The 16,740-nt window shown below is 70.1% G+C and carries 17 protein-coding genes; 8 read left to right on the top strand and 9 right to left on the bottom strand.

What is annotated here, in order from left to right; translation table 11 throughout:
* Window positions 1-20: 20 nt before the first annotated feature.
* Genes bluB through cbiE form a run of 5 tightly spaced genes read right to left on the bottom strand, consistent with a single transcriptional unit; the run spans window position 21 to window position 4,300 of the window.
* Window positions 21-665: a 5,6-dimethylbenzimidazole synthase gene (gene bluB, locus ABD156_RS43410; RefSeq protein WP_344287266.1), complete on the bottom strand. Its 645-nt coding sequence runs from the start codon at window positions 663-665 to the stop codon at window positions 21-23.
* A complete protein-coding gene (locus ABD156_RS43405; RefSeq protein WP_344287264.1) occupies window positions 662-1,390 on the bottom strand; it encodes a cobalt-precorrin-6A reductase in 729 nt (242 codons plus the stop codon). Before ABD156_RS43405 ends, bluB begins: the two co-directional genes overlap by 4 nt.
* Entirely contained in the window at window positions 1,387-2,397 is a 1,011-nt protein-coding gene (locus tag ABD156_RS43400) for a Gfo/Idh/MocA family protein (protein ID WP_344287262.1), read from the bottom strand. The genes ABD156_RS43405 and ABD156_RS43400 overlap by 4 nt, the downstream gene beginning before the upstream one ends.
* On the bottom strand, window positions 2,394-3,155 hold the full coding sequence (gene cobM / locus ABD156_RS43395; protein ID WP_344287260.1) for a precorrin-4 C(11)-methyltransferase: 762 nt from the start codon (window positions 3,153-3,155) through the stop codon (window positions 2,394-2,396). The genes ABD156_RS43400 and cobM overlap by 4 nt, the downstream gene beginning before the upstream one ends.
* The gene (gene cbiE / locus ABD156_RS43390) at window positions 3,152-4,300 is read right to left on the bottom strand and encodes a precorrin-6y C5,15-methyltransferase (decarboxylating) subunit CbiE (protein WP_344287258.1); all 1,149 of its coding nucleotides are present in this window, start codon (window positions 4,298-4,300) and stop codon (window positions 3,152-3,154) included. Before cbiE ends, cobM begins: the two co-directional genes overlap by 4 nt.
* A gap of 70 nt (window positions 4,301-4,370) precedes the next feature.
* Between cbiE and ABD156_RS43385 the strand changes: the two genes are divergently transcribed.
* The 4 genes from ABD156_RS43385 to cobC are packed head-to-tail and all read left to right on the top strand — an operon-like array spanning window position 4,371 to window position 9,310.
* Window positions 4,371-6,350 (top strand): putative cobaltochelatase, encoded by a 1,980-nt coding sequence (locus tag ABD156_RS43385; protein ID WP_344287256.1) that lies wholly within the window; start codon window positions 4,371-4,373, stop codon window positions 6,348-6,350.
* A complete protein-coding gene (gene cobO / locus ABD156_RS43380; protein ID WP_183125040.1) occupies window positions 6,350-6,964 on the top strand; it encodes a cob(I)yrinic acid a,c-diamide adenosyltransferase in 615 nt (204 codons plus the stop codon). The genes ABD156_RS43385 and cobO overlap by 1 nt, the downstream gene beginning before the upstream one ends.
* The gene (locus ABD156_RS43375) at window positions 6,958-8,310 is read left to right on the top strand and encodes a cobyrinic acid a,c-diamide synthase CobB (protein WP_344287253.1); all 1,353 of its coding nucleotides are present in this window, start codon (window positions 6,958-6,960) and stop codon (window positions 8,308-8,310) included. Before cobO ends, ABD156_RS43375 begins: the two co-directional genes overlap by 7 nt.
* Window positions 8,303-9,310: an Rv2231c family histidinol phosphate aminotransferase CobC gene (cobC, locus tag ABD156_RS43370; RefSeq protein ID WP_344287251.1), complete on the top strand. Its 1,008-nt coding sequence runs from the start codon at window positions 8,303-8,305 to the stop codon at window positions 9,308-9,310. The genes ABD156_RS43375 and cobC overlap by 8 nt, the downstream gene beginning before the upstream one ends.
* Here the strand turns inward: cobC and ABD156_RS43365 are convergent.
* Window positions 9,307-10,491, bottom strand: coding sequence for a hypothetical protein (locus tag ABD156_RS43365; protein ID WP_344287249.1), 1,185 nt, complete (start codon window positions 10,489-10,491; stop codon window positions 9,307-9,309). The two genes, cobC and ABD156_RS43365, sit on opposite strands and share 4 nt — an antisense overlap.
* A gap of 162 nt (window positions 10,492-10,653) precedes the next feature.
* Here ABD156_RS43365 and ABD156_RS43360 point away from each other — a divergent pair, with 162 nt between their 5' ends.
* Both ABD156_RS43360 and ABD156_RS43355 read left to right on the top strand, forming a co-directional pair.
* On the top strand, window positions 10,654-11,067 hold the full coding sequence (locus tag ABD156_RS43360; protein WP_344287247.1) for a DUF7878 domain-containing protein: 414 nt from the start codon (window positions 10,654-10,656) through the stop codon (window positions 11,065-11,067).
* Window positions 11,068-11,162: 95 nt separating this feature from the next.
* A complete protein-coding gene (locus tag ABD156_RS43355) occupies window positions 11,163-11,366 on the top strand; it encodes a hypothetical protein (protein WP_344287246.1) in 204 nt (67 codons plus the stop codon).
* Between the two features lie 18 nt (window positions 11,367-11,384).
* Here the strand turns inward: ABD156_RS43355 and ABD156_RS43350 are convergent, their stop codons facing one another.
* The 3 genes from ABD156_RS43350 to ABD156_RS43340 form a co-directional block, all read right to left on the bottom strand.
* Window positions 11,385-12,143, bottom strand: a complete 759-nt coding sequence (locus tag ABD156_RS43350) for an adenosylcobinamide-GDP ribazoletransferase (protein ID WP_344287244.1) — start codon at window positions 12,141-12,143, stop codon at window positions 11,385-11,387.
* A 451-nt stretch (window positions 12,144-12,594) separates the two neighbouring features.
* On the bottom strand, window positions 12,595-13,608 hold the full coding sequence (gene cobT, locus ABD156_RS43345) for a nicotinate-nucleotide--dimethylbenzimidazole phosphoribosyltransferase (protein ID WP_344287243.1): 1,014 nt from the start codon (window positions 13,606-13,608) through the stop codon (window positions 12,595-12,597).
* A 10-nt stretch (window positions 13,609-13,618) separates the two neighbouring features.
* Window positions 13,619-14,224 (bottom strand): bifunctional adenosylcobinamide kinase/adenosylcobinamide-phosphate guanylyltransferase, encoded by a 606-nt coding sequence (locus ABD156_RS43340; RefSeq protein ID WP_344287241.1) that lies wholly within the window; start codon window positions 14,222-14,224, stop codon window positions 13,619-13,621.
* Window positions 14,225-14,260: 36 nt separating this feature from the next.
* On the opposite strand from ABD156_RS43340, the gene ABD156_RS43335 reads away from it, so the two are divergent.
* Together ABD156_RS43335 and ABD156_RS43330 are read left to right on the top strand one after the other, a co-directional pair.
* Window positions 14,261-15,229 carry a cobalamin biosynthesis protein gene (locus tag ABD156_RS43335; protein WP_344287239.1) on the top strand — a complete coding sequence of 323 codons (969 nt, stop codon included), beginning with the start codon at window positions 14,261-14,263 and terminating at the stop codon, window positions 15,227-15,229.
* A complete protein-coding gene (locus ABD156_RS43330) occupies window positions 15,226-16,704 on the top strand; it encodes a cobyric acid synthase (RefSeq protein ID WP_344287237.1) in 1,479 nt (492 codons plus the stop codon). Before ABD156_RS43335 ends, ABD156_RS43330 begins: the two co-directional genes overlap by 4 nt.
* The last annotated feature ends 36 nt before the right edge of the window (window positions 16,705-16,740 follow it).

Raw genomic sequence — 16,740 nt, 5'->3', positions numbered from 1 at the left:
ATTGGGTCACCCGGACGGTGTTACGCGGACCCCTCGTCCCGGGGCGTGAACCGCTCGTGGTGTAACGCGCTGGCCAGCGGAGAGCGGCTGCGCCAGCCGTGCCGCTCCAGGTCGGGAACGTCGGCGAGATTCGTTACCGGTCCTACACAAAGCCAGGCGACCGGGCGGATCCCGTCGGGGATGTCGAGCAGTTTCGCGAGCGCGGGTTCGCGGTAAAAACTCACCCACCCGACGCCGAGGCCCTCCGCGGTAGCGGCCAGCCACAGGTTCTGGATGGCCAGGCACACCGAGTACAGCCCGGCGTCGGCGATCGCGTGCCTGCCGAGCACGGCCGGGGCGCCGCGCTGCTCGTCGTAGGTGACGACGATGCCGAGGCTCGATTCGCGGATGCCCTCGACCTTGATCTTGGCGAACGTCTCGGCGCGCTCGCCGTCCAGGGACGCGGCGAAGACATCGCGTTCCTCGTGCACGTGGCGGGCGAATTCCTCGCGCGTGCCGGGGTCGCGGACCAGCACGAAATCCCACGGCTGGCTCATCCCGACGCTCGGCGCGGCGTGCGCGGCCTCGAGCACCCGGGTGAGGACGGCGTCGTCGATCGGTTCGCCGGTGAACTCGGCGCGGACGTCGCGGCGGCGGTGCAGGATTTCGTAGAACAGTTCATTCATCGGTTGAGCACCCATTCGACAGCGGCGGCTACGTCCGCGGTTTCCGTTGTGGACGGTCGGGGCGGACGGCGCACGACGACCACCGGCAGGCCGAGTTCCCGCGCGGCCGTCAGCTTGGCGGCGGTCATCGCGCCGCCGCTGTCCTTGGTGACCAGGACGTCGATGTCGTGTCCGGTCATCAGCGCGCGTTCGCCGTCGAGGCGGTACGGGCCGCGGTCGAGCACCACTTCGTGCCGGCGCGGCAGCGGCTGGGCAGGCGGGTCGACGCAGCGGATCAGGAACCACAGCGGGTCGAGGTCGGCGAACGCGGCCAAGCCCTGGCGGCCGCTGGTGAGGAACACGCGGGTGCCGAGGCCGGGCAGGAGCGCGGCGGCTTCGTCGAGGTCGGCGGCCCAATGCCAGCGGTCGTCGCCGGTCGGCTGCCAGCCGGGGCGCGCGAGTCGCAGCAGGGGGACCTCCGCTGCGCGGGCGGCGTGGAAAGCGTTGGCACCGATGCGTTCCGCGAACGGATGCGTGGCGTCGACCACTGCCTGCACACCGTTTTCGCGCAGCCAGGTCGTGAGACCTTCGACGCCGCCGAATCCGCCGACCCGCACTTCACCGACGGGCAGGCGGGGTCGCGTGACGCGTCCGGCCAGCGAAGAGACCACCTTGACGGCGCGTTCGTGCAGCTGGGCGGCGAGGTCGCGGGCTTCCGCGGTGCCGCCCAGGATCAGGACTGTCATCGCCCGTACCCGACGGCCGTGCGCCACCGGTCGAGGGTGCGCATGTTGGCGAGCGTCTCCGCCCAGGTCAGCTCCGGGCCTTGCCGGTCCGCGACGTGCGCGGCGACGTAATCCGCTTCCCGCGCGTAAACCCCTTGGGTGGCTTCGATTTCGATGACCTCCGGCTCGCCGTCCGACGGAGTCAGCACGATTGTCGAGACGCCCGGCTTGCGCAATTCGTGGATCCACGCGGGCTTCGGCACGTACAGCTGGCCGGTGGTGCCGTAGATCCGGATGTGGTCGTCCTGCGTGAGCAGGTAGCCGCAGGACAGCTGGGCGATGATGTCGCCGGGCAGCCGCAGCAGGCCCATCGCGAACTCGTCGACGCCGCTTTCGGTGAGCCGCGCCATGCCGGTGACGCGCGTCGGCTCCACAGCCGGAATTCCGGTCGCGGCCTGCGAAACCAGCCGGGCCAGCGAGGTGCAGTAGCAGCCGACGTCGAGGATTCCGCCGCCGCCGAGCGCGGGGTCGCCGAGGCGGGCCGCGTCGTTCGCGTCGGAGTCGAAGCTGAACGTGACGTCCACCGCGCGGACTTCGCCGATCGCGCCGCATTCGATCAGCTCGACCAGCCGTCGCGTCTGCGGGTGCAGCCGGTACATGAACGCTTCCATGAGGAAAACGTCGTTTCGCCGGGCGGCATCGATGACTTTCTCCGCGTCGGCCGCGGTGAGCGTGAGCGGTTTCTCGCACAGCACGTGCTTGCCCGCTTCGACGGCTCGGATCGCCCATTCCTCGTGCTGCGCGTGCGGAGTCGCGACGTAGACCGCGTCGACATCCGGGTCGGCGAGGAGTTCTTCGTAGCTGCCATACGCCTTCGGGATTTCGTACCTGGTCGCGAACTCCCGCGCCCGCTCGGCCGTGCGCGAGGCGACCGCGGCGAGGACACCGTGGCGGCTTTGCTCGACGCCCGCGGCGAATTCGGCGGCGATGGTCCCGGTGGCCAGCAGGCCCCAGCGCAGTTCGGTCACAACGACTCCGGTTGGCTCGCCCGATCGCGGGTGCTCGAATACAGGAAACTGTCCGGGAATCCGCCGGCGGCGAGGACCCGGCCGACGAAAATCGTGGCCGCGCGGGTCATTCCGGCGGCGCGCGCTTGGCCGGCGATGTCCGCGAGAGTGCCGCGGACCACGGTTTCGCCGGGCTGGCTGGCCAAGGCGACGACGGCGGCGGGACAGTCCTCGCCGTAGTGGCCGGCGAGTTCTTCGGTGACGCGCTCGATGTGGTTGATCGCCAGGTGCAGCGCGAGTGTCGTGCCGGTGCGGGCGAAATTCTCCAGCGTTTCGGTGTCCGGCATCGCGGTGGACCTCGCCTGCGCGCGCGTGATCACGAGGCTCTGCCCGATTCCCGGGACCGTCAGTTCGCGGCCCAGCACAGCGGCGGACGCGGCGAAGGCCGGAACCCCGGGCACCATCTCGGACGGCACACCTTCCGGTTCCAGCCGCCGGACCTGCTCGGCGACCGCGCTGTACAGCGAGGGATCTCCGGAACACAGCCTTGCGACATCGTGGCCGGCTCGATGCGCGTCGATCAGCTTCGCGGTGATCTCATCGAGGCTGAGGTTCGCGGTGTCGATGCGTTCGGCGTCCGGCGCGCAGTAGGCGAGCAGGTCGGTCGGCGTCATGCTGCCCGGGTACAGGCACACCTGGCAGCGCGCGAGCAGGTCGCGGCCGCGCACGGTGATCAGGTCGGCCGCGCCCGGTCCGGCGCCGATGAAGTAAACGGTCATTTCCAGCTCCACTGCGTGACTGCCCGGGACGGCGTCCATCCGGTGAACCCGCCGAGCGGTTTCGCGTGCTCCACGGAGATCCGTTGCAGTTCCCCGCCGTGCCGGGCGTAGGCGGCGGCCAGGATCTGCTCGGCTTCGAGGGTGACACCGTGCGCGACGATCCGGGCGTCGGTTTCGACACACCGGTCGAGCACGCCGGGGACGGTCAGGCCGCCGCCGATGAAGATCGCGTCCGGACGGGGGAGTTCGGTCAGCGCCTCGGGCGCCGGACCGGTGACCACCTGTAATTCCGGTACGCCAAGGGTATTGGCGTTGCGCTGGATGCGTTCGGCGCGTGCCGGGTCGCGTTCGATCGCGACGGCGCGGTTCAGCGGGTGCGCGCGGGACCACTCGATGCCGACGCTGCCCGCGCCTGCTCCGACGTCCCAGAGGAGTTCACCCGGGTTTGGCGCGAGGCGGGCGAGGGCGGACGCGCGGAGGTCGCGTTTGGTGAGCTGGCCGTCGTGCTCGAAGGCGTTGTCGGGGAGACCGATGAGCGGGAGGCCAGGGCCGTTGCAGAGCACGGCGAAGACGGTGAGCGGACCCGGGTCGTGGGCCCAGCCGTCGGAGATCCGTTCGTCGTCCGCGCCGAGGTTTTCCAAGGCGGTAAGGGCGGAATCGCCGTACCCGCGGGCTTTGAGCAACTCGCGCAGTTCTGCCGCGGAGCCGCCCAGGACCAGCAGTTTCCGGTTGGGCGCCAGCGCTCGCGCGACGCGGTGGACGGCGCGGCCGACGACTGTCACGACTTCGGTTTCCTCGAACGACCAGCCGAGCCGTGCGCGGGCCAGTGTCGCCGAGGAGACCGCTGGATGGACGTCGAGCGCGTAGCCGCGATCACGGAGGGTGGTGGCGATGCCGGACAGGTACGGGTCGCCGCTCGCCAGGACGCAGACGCGGCCGGTCTGCTCAGCCAGGATCTCGTCGAGCGCGGGCAGCAGCGGGCTGGGCCAAGTTCGCGTGCGGAGGTCTTCCGGCAAGGACTTCAGCTGCCGTTCCGCGCCGAGCACGACGTCCGCCCGCCGCACGGCGTCGCGGGCCGCGGGGGTGAGCCCGGCCCACCCGTCGGCCCCGATCCCGACCACCGTCAGGCGTGATTCTTCGCGCACGATTTCCCACCCTAAGCGAGAGCTTGCCTGTGCGATGATCGGCCGGACGCCGACCCACGAGGGAGTGCTCTTGAAGCCCTATCCGTTCACCGCTGTCGTCGGGATGCCGGACCTGCGTCTGGCGCTCGTCCTGTCCTCGATCTCGCCCGCGGTCGGCGGGGTCTTGGTGCGGGGCGAGAAGGGCACCGCGAAGTCGACCATGGTGCGCGCGCTCGCCGGCCTGCTGCCGAGCGTCGACGTGGTGGACCGCTGCCGGTTCTCCTGCGACCCGGTCAGCCCGGACCCGGGGTGCCCGGACGGCCCGCACGCGGCGGGCGTTGCCGCGCACCGGCGGCCGGCGCGGCTGGTGGAACTGCCGGTCGGCGCGGCCGAGGACCGGGTCGTCGGCTCGCTGAACCTGGAGAAGGCGCTGGCCGAGGGCGTCACCGACTACCAGCCCGGCCTGCTGGCCGCCGCGCATCGCGGGCTGCTGTACGTCGACGAGGTCAACCTGCTGCACGACCACCTGGTGGACACCCTGCTCGACGCGGCGGCGATGGGCCGGGCGACAGTCGAGCGCGAGGGCGTTTCCGTCTCGCACGCGGCGCGGTTCGTGCTGATCGGGACGATGAACCCGGAGGAAGGCGAGCTGCGGCCGCAGCTGCTCGACCGGTTCGGGCTGACTGTGGAGGTCGCGTCGAGCCGGGATCCGGAGCAGCGCGTCGAGGTCGTCCGGCGACGCCTTGCCTACGAAGCGGATCCGGACGGTTTCGCGGACGGCTATGCCTCGACGGATGCGGCGCTGGCGGCGGAGATCGAGGCGGCACAACGGCTTTTGCCGTCGGTGAAGCTGCCGGACGAGGCGCTGCGGCAGATCGCCGAGGTGTGCGCGTCGTTCGAGGTCGACGGCATGCGCGCGGACATCGTGACAGCGCGGACGGCGGTCGCGCACGCGGCTTGGGCTGGACGCGACGAGGTCACTACGGAGGACATCCGGGTGGCGGCGCGGCTCGCGTTGCCGCACCGGCGGCGGCGGAATCCGTTTGACGCACCGGGGATTTCCGAGGAACAGCTGGAACAGGCGTTGGAGGATTCGCAGCCGCCGCCGGAGGGGCCGGACGACGACGGTCCGTCTGGTGGCGGGCCTGGTCCGGACGACAGTGGGCCGATTCCCGACGACAGCGGCCCTTCCGAGGGCGCTCCTTCGTCTCCTCCCGGCGAAGCGCCTTCGGGCAATGGATCCTCGCCGCAGAAGACTGTCGGAGCCGGGGATACGTTTCGGGCGCGGGTGTTCCGGGTGAAGGGCACCGGCGAAGGCGAGCGCGGTCGCCGGTCGCGCGCCATCACCGACACCGGGCGGACGATCGGTGTGCAGCCGCCGAGTGTGCGGGACGGACGGCCGCACCTGGTCGCGACGATCCGGGCCGCCGCCCCGCATCAGCAGGCGCGGGGCCGGTCCGGGACGGGTCTCGAAGTGCGGTCGGCGGACTTGCGGTTCGCGCTGCGCGAGGGCCGCGAAGGCAATCTGGTGCTGTTCTGTGTGGACGCGTCGGGCTCGATGGGTGCGCGGGCACGGATGCGGGAAGTGAAGACCGCGGTGCTTTCCTTGCTGTTGGACGCTTACCAACGGCGGGACAAGGTCGGTCTGGTCACGTTCCGTGGCGCGGACGCCGAGCTGGCGCTTCCGCCGACGATCAGCGTCGAAGCCGCCGCCGCCCGGCTGGACGGTTTGCCGACCGGCGGACGCACGCCGCTCGCCGAGGGGTTGCTGGAGGCCGCGCGGGTGCTGCGGGTCGAGGCGATTCGGGATCCGCGGCGTCGGCCGCTGCTGGTGCTCGTCACCGACGGCCGCGCCACGAGCGGCTCCGACGCGGTGGCCCGCGCCAAGGCCGCCGCGGGGTTGCTCACCGACGTGACGACGATCGTGATGGACTGCGAGACCGGCCGGATGCGGCTCGGTCTCGCCGCGGAATTGGCTGGGCACTTGGGTGCCGAGCACGTGCCACTGTCCGATGTGGCCGCTGAATCGCTGGCCTCGGCAGTGCGCGAACGGACGGGGAGGGCTGCCTGATGCCACAGGGAAAACCGGCTGTCGTGCCGAAGGACGGGCTCACCACGCGGCAGCGGCGCAATCGTCCGCTGCTCGCCGTGCACACCGGCGAGATGAAGGGGAAATCCACCGCCGCGTTCGGAATGGCGTTGCGCGCGTGGAACCAGGGCTGGTCGATCGGCGTGTTCCAGTTCGTGAAGTCGGCGAAATGGCGCGTCGGCGAGGAAGCCGCGTTCAAGGCGCTCGGCAAGCTGCACGACGACACCGGGCAGGGCGGTCCGGTCGAGTGGCACAAAATGGGCGAGGGCTGGAGCTGGTCGCGCAAGCAGGGGTCCGAAGAGGACCATGCCGCCAACGCCCGGGAAGGCTGGGCGGAAATCAAACGCCGGCTCGCCGCTGAAACGCACGATTTCTATGTCCTGGACGAATTCAGCTACCTGCTCAAATGGGGCTGGCTCGAGGTCGACGACGTAGTGTCCGCTTTGGCCTCCCGGCCCGGGCATCAGCACGTCGTGATCACCGGCCGGTACGCGCCGCCGGAACTGATCGAAGCCGCCGATCTGGTCACCGAAATGACGAAGGTGAAGCACCCGATGGACGCCGGGCAGAAGGGCCAGCGGGGGATCGAGTGGTAGCACGGCTCGTCATCGCCGCGCCCGGTTCCGGGCACGGCAAAACCACCATCGCAGCCGGGCTCATGGCCGCGTTGCGCAGCGCCGGGCACACCGTGTCCGGGCACAAGGTCGGCCCGGACTTCATCGACCCCAGCTACCACTCGCTCGCCACCGGCCGTCCCGCGCGGAACCTCGACCCGTTCCTGCAGGGCGAAGAAACCCTGGTTCCGTTGCTGCGACACGGTTCCGCGGGCGCGGACATCGCCGTCATCGAAGGCGTGATGGGCCTTTTCGACGGCGCTTTGGGCACCGAAGGCTACGCGTCGACTGCCCATGTCGCGCGGCTGATCGACGCGCCGGTCGTGCTGGTCGTCGATGCTTCCGCGGCCTCGCGCAGCGTCGCGGCGACCGTGCTGGGGTTCGCGCAATACGATACGCGCGTCCGGCTCGCCGGGGTGATCCTGAACAAATTGGGCTCGCAACGGCACGAGGACGAGATCGTCACCGCACTGGAGGCTACCGGCGTTCCGTTGCTGGGTGCCTTGCGGCGCAACGAAAACGTGCACGCGCCGAGTAGGCACCTCGGTCTGGTTCCGGCTGCCGAACGGGCCGCGGAGTCTCAGCGGATGCTGCCGGAATTGGCGGCCTGGGTGGCTGCCGGGGTCGACCTCGAAGCCGTCGTGCGGGTAGCGCGGAGTGCTCCCGCGCTGACTGGTCCTTTGTGGAATCCGGGTCCCGTCTTCGACGGTCCTCGTGCGACCCTCGCCGCTGCGGGCGGCCCGGCCTTCACCTTCCGCTACGCCGAGAACCTCGAACTGCTGGCCGCTCGCGGGATCGACGTCGTAGACCTCAACCCGTTGCGGGACAAGGTTCTGCCGCCTGGCTGTGCTGGCCTGTACTTCGGCGGCGGTTTCCCGGAGGTGCACGCCGCCGAGCTTTCGTCCAATGTGGAACTCCTCACGGCCGTCGGCGCGGCTATCGACGCGGGCATGCCGGTCAGCGCGGAATGCGCGGGTTTGCTGTACCTGTGCCGTTCGCTGGACGGCCTGCCGATGGTCGGTGCCGTCGCCGCCGACGCGACCATGACCTCGCGCGGGAAACTAGGCTACCGTCGCGCGGTCTCGGTAGCGGACAATGTGCTGGCCGCAGCCGGACAGCGCGTCACCGGCCACGAATTCCACCGCACCGAAATCACTCCCGCACACGGGGAAACCGCCGCGTGGGGCTGGGATCGCAACCTGGACGGATTCGCGTCGGATTCACTGCACGCGTCTTACTTGCACGTCCACTGGGCCGGGCATCCCGAGCTGGCGGACCGTTTCGCGTCCCGGGTGCGTGCGCATTCCCTGGCAGCAGTCAATGGCTGATTACGACCTCCACCACCATGGCGACCGAGAAGTCGGCGACGGCCTCGTCGACCTCGCCGTAAACGTCCGGCTCCCGGCCCCGCCCGCGTGGCTCCGCGCGGAACTAGCTGCTGCCCTGGACGATCTGGCCGCCTACCCAGATCCCACCCGCGCCGCGGAGGCCGTTGCCGCCCGGCACGGCCGGGATTTCTCTGACGTCCTGGTAACCGCCGGGGCCGCGGAAGCGTTCACGCTGCTGGCTTCGCTTCCGGCCGTGCACCCCGTGGTGATCCACCCGCAATTCACCGAACCAGAAGCCGCTTTGCGTGCGGCCGGACACTCGGTCGACCGGGTAATTCTGTCCGAGGCGGACGGTTACCGGCTAGCTCCGTCGCTGGTCCCCGCCTCCGCCGATCTCGTCTTCCTCGGCAACCCGACCAACCCGACCTCAGTCCTGCATCCAGCCGATTCCGTGCGCGCTCTGGCCCGTCCCGGCCGTACGCTCGTGGTAGACGAAGCCTTCCTCGACGCCGTCCCCGGAGAAGTCGAAAGCCTTGCCGGAGAACGGATCCCCGGAGTCGTGGTAGTGCGAAGCCTCACCAAGACGTGGGGCTTGGCGGGGTTGCGAGCCGGATACGTCCTCGGCGAACCATCGCTGATCGCGCGGCTGCGCTCGGTGCAGCCACCCTGGTCAGTGTCCACTTTGGCCGCCGTCGCGACGGTTGCCTGCTGTCGTCCCGCCGCTCTGGAAGAAGCCGAAAAGCTGGCCGCTGCAGCGGAAGCCGACCGCGACTACCTGGAATCCGGCCTGTCCGCATTGGGAATTCCCGTCCTCGGCATCCCGCGCGGCCCGTTCGTGCTGATCCGAGTCCCCGGCGGCACGGACGTCCGATTGCGGCTGCGCGAAGCAGGTTACGCTGTCCGCCGCGGTGACACCTTCCCCGGGCTAGGCACAGATCACCTGCGTATCGCAGTCCGCGACCGCGCTACAACGGACGCTTTCCTTGCCGCGTTGGGCTAACGGTTTTGTAGCGCAGTGAATTCCTCAAGCCAGGCGTAATTCGGCGCGATCGTCCCGTCGGGATTCTTCTGAACGGTCGCCCGGGCGAACACGCTGTTCAACAACCACGGCGGAGTGTCCGGACCGAAGTCCGCTCCCTTGAGCGCGGCAATGCCCTGGTCGATCCCGTAGGTGGCGACGGCGAGCTTTCCGGTAGCGCGGAACTTCGCCATCTGCTCGGTCAGGAAGTTCTTGTTGTTCTCGAACCACGGACTGGTGCGAAGGAAATCATCCCAGCGCGGCTTGGGAAACGGCTGATGCAGCGCATTGCGAATGACCTGCCAGACCTTGGTGTCCTTCGGCACGTGATACTTGTCCGCATACTCCGTTGACACCCTGTCGCCGAGATGCTTCTTCCACAGCTGGACCAGTGAAAACTCGGTGACGAGAAACTTCTTGCCGCCGAGCTTGGGCAGCACGTAATCCAGAAACGCCTGAACCTGCTCCGGCGCGCCGACGTGCGGGTGGATATCGGTGCCTTCGATCTCAGGAGTCTTGCGGGCGTACTTCATCCAGCGTTCGGTTCCCGCGCCAGTCCACTGAGGATCTTCGAGATTGTTGAGCGCGCCCATGTACAGGACGGTCTTTCCCTTGCGCTGCTTGATCACCTGGGCGGCGATGGTCTCGTAGAATTCGTTGAGTGCGCCGTTGTTCCAGTCGGACCGCGGGCACTCGATGAACGGCTCGTTGCCGATCACGAGGATGTCGACCTTGTCCATGACCGCGAGCAACACTTTGTCGAGCCGCGCGAGATCCGCCTGCATCTCCGGCGTTCCGGGGCGCGGAATCTGCTTGTGGGACTCGGGAAAGTAGGGAAACTTGAGGGAGAGCACGGTGCCGTATTCGCGGTCGGCTGCTTGGAGGAGAGTCTTGATCGTCGGATTCTCGGCGGCGCTGTGTTTGTCGAGGTCGGGCATCGCGGTGAACCCGCGCACCCACTTCGCGCCGGACCGCTGAAGCTCGTCCCAGCCCATGGTGTCCGGGTCAGCGTTGAAGTTGGCCCCGAGCGCTCCGTCCGGCTTGGGCACCGCAGTGTTTGGGGCTGGGCTGTCCGGAGTTGCGCTGCAGGCGGCGGTGCCGAGAACCGAAAGACCGGCCGCCAGATGAAAAAGCCGGCGCCGGTTGAGATGCGCAGGTGCCACGAGGTCCTCTCGGTCAGTCGTCGCGGACTGTTCCTTGGTAGCACGGGCCGGGCTTTTGCCGCAGCGTGGGGACGGCCCGGCCAGACGTACCAGACAAATCGGTTGCCGCGCGTGCTGTGCCGAGAGGATAATGTTGGGGGGATCTGAGGGGAGGAAGTGCTGGTGAAGTTCGCGTATTCCCGTTTCGACACTTCCGATCTGCATTACCGGGGCAAGGGCGACGTCTTCGTCAACGTGGAAGCCGACCTGGAGGTCGTGGACGGCGAAATCGTTCCCTGCAGCTGGAAGTCGTTTCCGGTCGCGGAGCTTGCCGTGGCACTGCGGGAGTGGAAGGCCCGCTCGGAGACGGACCGTCCTGACTTCGAGTTCCTGTCCCTTTCGCTGGAAGGACGATGGTCGCTGCGGATCTGCCGCGCGCCCGGCGGCTGGCAAGCGATCGACGACGCGGTCCAGGTCGTGCGCGGTGCCGTGCGCCCGGCTGCGGAGATCGACACGGCAATCGACGATTTCGCACGAAAGGTGCGGGCGGAATCCGTGCGTACGGAGGGTTCGTGGATCGAGGAGTTCTTCGTATGACGCGTCCGCTGAACGCGATGAGCGCGCGGTACTGCGCCGAGTCCTGACGGGCCATCCGGTGCTGCTCGCGCAAGCGGAACTGGTCGCCGGGTTCGGTGAGCGTCGATCTCACGGTGCCCGACGCGATCCCGTACGGCTACCTGAGCGGCGTGTTCCCCCGGAGGGCCTTGGTGGAGGGCGTCGGAGAGATTCTCGTGTGGGTGACCCAGGGCGTACTGTCCGGTTTGGAATACGCCCGGTACCTCGATGAGCCGCCGACCGCACTGCCGGACGCGGCGGAGATTTCCTTTCCGGAGTAACGGCGGGCTGGCGCTTGGTCAGGCGGCAGCCAGCAACGCCGCGGCCACCGCCACCTCGACGCACCCGCCGAGGACGTCGCCGGTCACTCCGCCGATGCGCTGGACACACCGGGCCAGCAACACCGCCGCTGCGGCGTAACCGAGCGCTACCGCGAGAACCCCTCGCCACCACGGCAACCCCGGCGTCAGCGCGGCACACCCCGCCGCGAGCACGAACACCACCGCGGTCACGAGGATCGGCACCGATCCGGCGACCGTCGCGCCCAGTCCCTCCGGGCGGGCTGAGGGGACCCCTCGCGCGCAGCACAGCGAGAGCACGCACCGTCCACACAGGACGGACAGCACCGCGGCGGCGATCCCGTGTCCGTGCGCGATCGCGCCGGTCAGTGCGCCGGTTTGGACGAGCAGGACGAAGAGCAGCGTCGCGACACCCGTAGGTCCCGAGTCGCCGCGGCGCATGACGTCGAGGGCTTTCGCGCGGTCGTAGGAGGCACCGAGCCCGTCGGCGGTGTCGGCTAGGCCGTCGAGATGCAACCCGCGACTGCCCAGCGCGACCGCCCCGAGCGCCAGCGCGGCGACGGCCAGCGCGGGGAGCCCGAGCGCGACTCCGCCGGCCACGATGAGCCCCGCCACCGCCGCGAGCGGGATCGAGGCAAGCGGGCCGAGCGTCATCGCCACCCCCGCCACCCGCCGATCGATCCTGCGCGGTGCGGGGACCGGGACGGTGGTCAGGGTGCCGACGGCCAGGCGGATTCCGTCACTCAGCGGCAGGGTCACAGCTCGCGCCCCAATGCCACATTGGGTGCGTGGGATGCACCGAATGCCGCGTTGGGTGCGTGGGATGCACCGAATGCCACATTGGGTGCGCCCGACGCACCGAATGCCACATTGGGTGCGCCCGACGCACCGAATGCCACATTGGGTGCGCCCGACGCACCGAACGCCGCGTTGGTTGTGCGGGATGGATCGAATGCCGCGTTGGTTGTGCGGGATGGATCGAATGCCGCGTTGGGTGCGTGAGACGCACCCAACGTCACATTGGGGCGGTCCCCGGCGAAGCGAACTTCGAGTCGATCCGCCACCCGAACTCGGAACCAGCCCCCGCGTCGAACCGCAGGCCAGCGCCATGAGCCCGAGCCCGAGCCCGAGCCCGAGCCCGAGCCCGACCCCGACCCCGACCCGAGCAAGCCTCGCCCTCCGACCAAACCCCGCCCCCCGAGCAAACCCGTCACCCGAGGTCCGCCAAAAGGCCCATCTCCGCGATCACCGCACGTGCCGCCCGCAGTGTCGGCACGGCCTGCACCGCTCCGCTGCCTTCCCCGAGTCGCAGGCCCAGATCCAGGATCGGCGTCAACCCCAGCGCCTTCAAAGCAAACGCTTGCGCGGGCTCCGTCGACCGATGCCCGGCCAGCCACCACTGCTCCGCGCCCGGCGCGATGTCCCGGGCCGCCAAAGCCGCCGTCGCGGAGAAGATTCCGTCCAGCACCACCGGGATTCCCCGGACCGCGGCCTCTACCAGGAACCCGGCCGTCGCGGCGAGGCAGGCGCTGCCCAGGGCGGTCAGGCGGTCGAACGGGTCGGTCACCGCTCGGCGGGAAAGAGCGGCGGCGACGACGGAGGTCTTGCGCTCCAACGCCTCCCCGGACACGCCAGTCCCGGTGCCGACCACTTCGGCAGCGGGCAGGCCGAGGGCCGAAGCCACCACCGCGGCACAAACCGTCGTGTTGCCGATGCCCATGTCGCCAGGAATGAGAACGTCCGCAGTGGACTCCGAAGCCGCGATGGCCCGGCCCGCCTCAAAAGCCGCAAGAGCCTCACCGGGAGCCAAAGCGTCCTCGACATCGATCGCACCCGAACCGCGGCGGATCTTGTGGGCGGTGACTTCGTCGGGAACGTCCGCGGCATCCCAGTCCACCGCGATGTCGGCTACCCGCACAGAAGCCCCGACTTGCGCCGCGAGCACCGTCACCCCGCTGCGCCCGGCGAGGAACACGCGCACCATCGCCGCCGTCACCTCGCGTGGGTAGGCCGACTGCGCCGACACCCCGTGGTCGCCGGCGAAGACGACCACGCGGACGTCGTCCAGCGGGCGCGGCGGGACCACGCCGTGCGCGGCGCTCAGCCAGGCCGCGAGTTCTTCCAGCCTGCCGAGCGAGCCGACCGGTTTGACCAGGCCGTCCAGCCGCTCCAGGGCGGTGGCGCGGGCGGCGGCGTCCGGGACGGGAATGGCGAAACGCGGCACGGCTAGCTCCTCACGGAAGGTCGAGCGCCCGCCCGGCGACGATGAGCGAAACGCGGTCGCTGTCGGCGGACACCCGGTTGTTGAGTGCGCCCAGCACATCACGGAACAGCCGCCCGGACACCGCCTGGGGCACCACACCGCTGCCGACCTCGTTGCTGACCGCGACGATCGGCACCCGCGCCTGGCTCCACGCGGCGAGGAAATCCTCGAGCCGGTCGTCCAGTCTGCGCTCCCAGCCCGATTTGCCCGTCCACGCGCCGACCTCGTCGAGGACCCGCGACAGCCAGGTGCCGAGACAGTCGATCAGCAACGGGCTGGTCGCGTTGCGCAGCACGGTCGCCAGATCGGTGGTCTCGATCGTCGTCCAGTGGCGCGGGCGGCGGGCCCGGTGCGCCTCGACGCGGGCGGCCCATTCCGGGTCCTCCGCCGACGGGGGCAGCCCGGGAGCGACGTACACGAGGTGAGGGTGGTGCGCGACGAGCCGCTCCGCGTGCCTCGACTTGCCCGAGCGAACCCCGCCGAGAACGAGCACCTTGCCGTCGTCGCGTCCGTACCGGCGGAGGGCCTGCGCCAGGGTTTCGAGAGACCCGGCGAGCCGGTGCGTCAGCTTGGTCATACCCGGCATTCTCTCCCTAGCGCTACGGTTCGCCACGTGCCACTCCGACAAGCCGCCGCCGCGGCCGGGATCGTTGCCGGATACGCCGCCGACGCGTGGTTCGGCGACCCGCGCCGGGGCCATCCGGTCGCGGCCTTCGGCACCGCCGCTGGCCAGCTGGAACGCTGGTGGTGGGCCGATTCCAAGCCGCGCGGGGCGGCCTACGCGGCGGTCTGCGCGGGGTCGGTCGCCGGCTTGGGATTTCTTGCCGAGCGAGCCGTGCGGGACCGGCCGGGCGCCCGATTTGTCCTGACTGCCGCCGCGACCTGGGTCGTCCTCGGCGGCCGCGGGCTCGCCGCGGAGGGGCACGAAATGGCGCGATTACTCGAATCGGGTGAATTGCCCGCCGCCCGGCAGCGGCTCAGCCATCTCTGCGCGCGCGACGCCACCGGTCTCGACGCCGCCGAGCTGACCCGTGCGGCCACCGAATCGATCGCCGAGAACACGTCCGACGCGGTCGTCGCGCCGCTGCTGTGGGGCGCGGTTGCGGGCGTGCCCGGCTTGCTCGGGTACCGCGCGGTGAACACGCTCGACGCGATGGTCGGCTACCGATCGCCGCGGCACCGCAACTTCGGCTGGTTCGCCGCGCGCGTCGACGACTGGGTCAACCTGGTGCCGGCGCGCGTCGGTGCGGTGCTGACGGCGGTGACCGCGCCGTTGGCCGGCGGGCACGCGCGGTCGGCTTGGCGTGCCTGGCGACGGGACGGGAGCGCGCATCCGAGCCCGAACGCGGGGCAGGTCGAGGCGGCGTTCGCCGGGGCGCTGGACATCCGGCTGGGCGGCACGAATACGTATCACGGCGAGGTCGAGCGCCGGGGCACGCTGGGTGACGGGCGGCCGCCCGGGGCGCGCGATCTGCGCCGGGCGGTGCGGTTGTCGCGGTTGGTGGGGGCGGCGGCGGTGGCTGTCTCGGCCGGGATCGCGATGAGCGGGCTGCGGAGCGCAAGGATTACGGTGGCGAGATGAGCGGGCTGCTGATCGCCGGGACCACCTCCGACGCCGGGAAAAGCCTGGTCACCGCTGGACTCTGCCGGTGGTTCGCGCGGCGCGGGGTGCGGGTCGCGCCGTTCAAGGCGCAGAACATGTCGAACAACTCCATGGTCTGCGCGGACGGCGCGGAGATCGGCCGCGCGCAATGGCTGCAGGCGCGGGCCGCGCGGGTGGAGCCGGAAGCCGCGATGAATCCCGTGCTGCTCAAGCCGGGCAGCGACCGGCGCAGTCACGTCATCGCGCTCGGCAAGCCGTACGGCACGCTCGAAGCCGGGGAGTACGCGACCGGACGCGCCGGGCTCGCGGAGATCGCCTTCGACGCGTTCGCCCAGTTGCGGCAACGGTTCGACCTCGTCGTCTGCGAGGGAGCGGGCAGTCCGGCGGAGATCAATCTGCGTTCCGGCGACTACGTCAACATGGGCCTCGCGCGGCGGTTTTCCCTGCCGGTGCTGGTGGTCGGCGACATCGATCGCGGCGGGGTGCTGGCCGCGATGTACGGGACGCTCGCGTTGCTGTCGGCCGAGGACCAGGCGTTGGTGGCGGGCTGGCTGGTCAACAAATTCCGCGGTGACGTCGGGTTGCTGCAACCGGGGTTGAACAGCCTGGAGAAGGTCACCGGACGGCCGGTGCTGGGCGTGCTGCCGTGGCTGGACCGCGTGTGGATCGACTCCGAGGACGCCCTCGCCGCGGCCGGATGGCGGCACGAAGCCGCGCAACGCGGTTTGCGGGTGGCAGTGGTCCGGTTCCCTCGGGCGTCCAATGCCACCGATGTGGACGCGCTCGCCGCCGAGCCGGGCGTGACGGTGAGTTTGACCGCTGATCCGGACACCGTTGCCGCGGCGGACCTGGTCGTGTTGCCGGGTTCCCGGGCCACTGTGGACGATCTGAACTGGTTGCGTGCGCGAGGTTTAGCGGAGGCGGTGACTGCCAGGGCTAAGGCGGGGCTTCCGGTGCTGGGCATCTGCGGCGGGTACCAGATGCTCGCTGAGTCCATTGAGGACGATGTCGAATCGGGTGCCGGTCTCGTCGAAGGGCTGGGACTGCTGCCGACGCGCGTGACGTTCGCGGGGGAGAAGGTGCTCGGCCGTCCGACCGGCGAATGGCGCGGACACCGGGTGGACGCGTACGAAATCCACCACGGCAGCGCCGCCCCGGCGGACGCGGAGTCGTTTTTGGACGGTTACCGCGTCGGTTCGGTGTGGGGCACGACGTGGCACGGCGCGTTGGAGAACGACGGGTTCCGCCGCGCTTGGCTCGCCGAAGCGGCGGCGCAGGCGGGCATCGAGTGGCAAGCCGCCGAGGGCGCGCCGGGGTTCGCGGACTTGCGGGAGGACATGCTGGACCGGCTGGCGGACGCGATTCAGTCCGAAGTGGACACCGGGATGCTGATGGCGCTGGCGGAGGCGGGTGCTCCGGGCGGGTTGCCGTTCGTGCCGCCGGGTGCGCCCTGACCGGACCCGATCAGGAGTACCGCCAGCCACGCGATC

The sequence above is a fragment of the Amycolatopsis albidoflavus genome (assembly GCF_039525725.1).
Taxonomy (GTDB): domain Bacteria; phylum Actinomycetota; class Actinomycetes; order Mycobacteriales; family Pseudonocardiaceae; genus Amycolatopsis; species Amycolatopsis albidoflava.
This window is presented reverse-complemented; position numbering and strand designations above follow the sequence as displayed.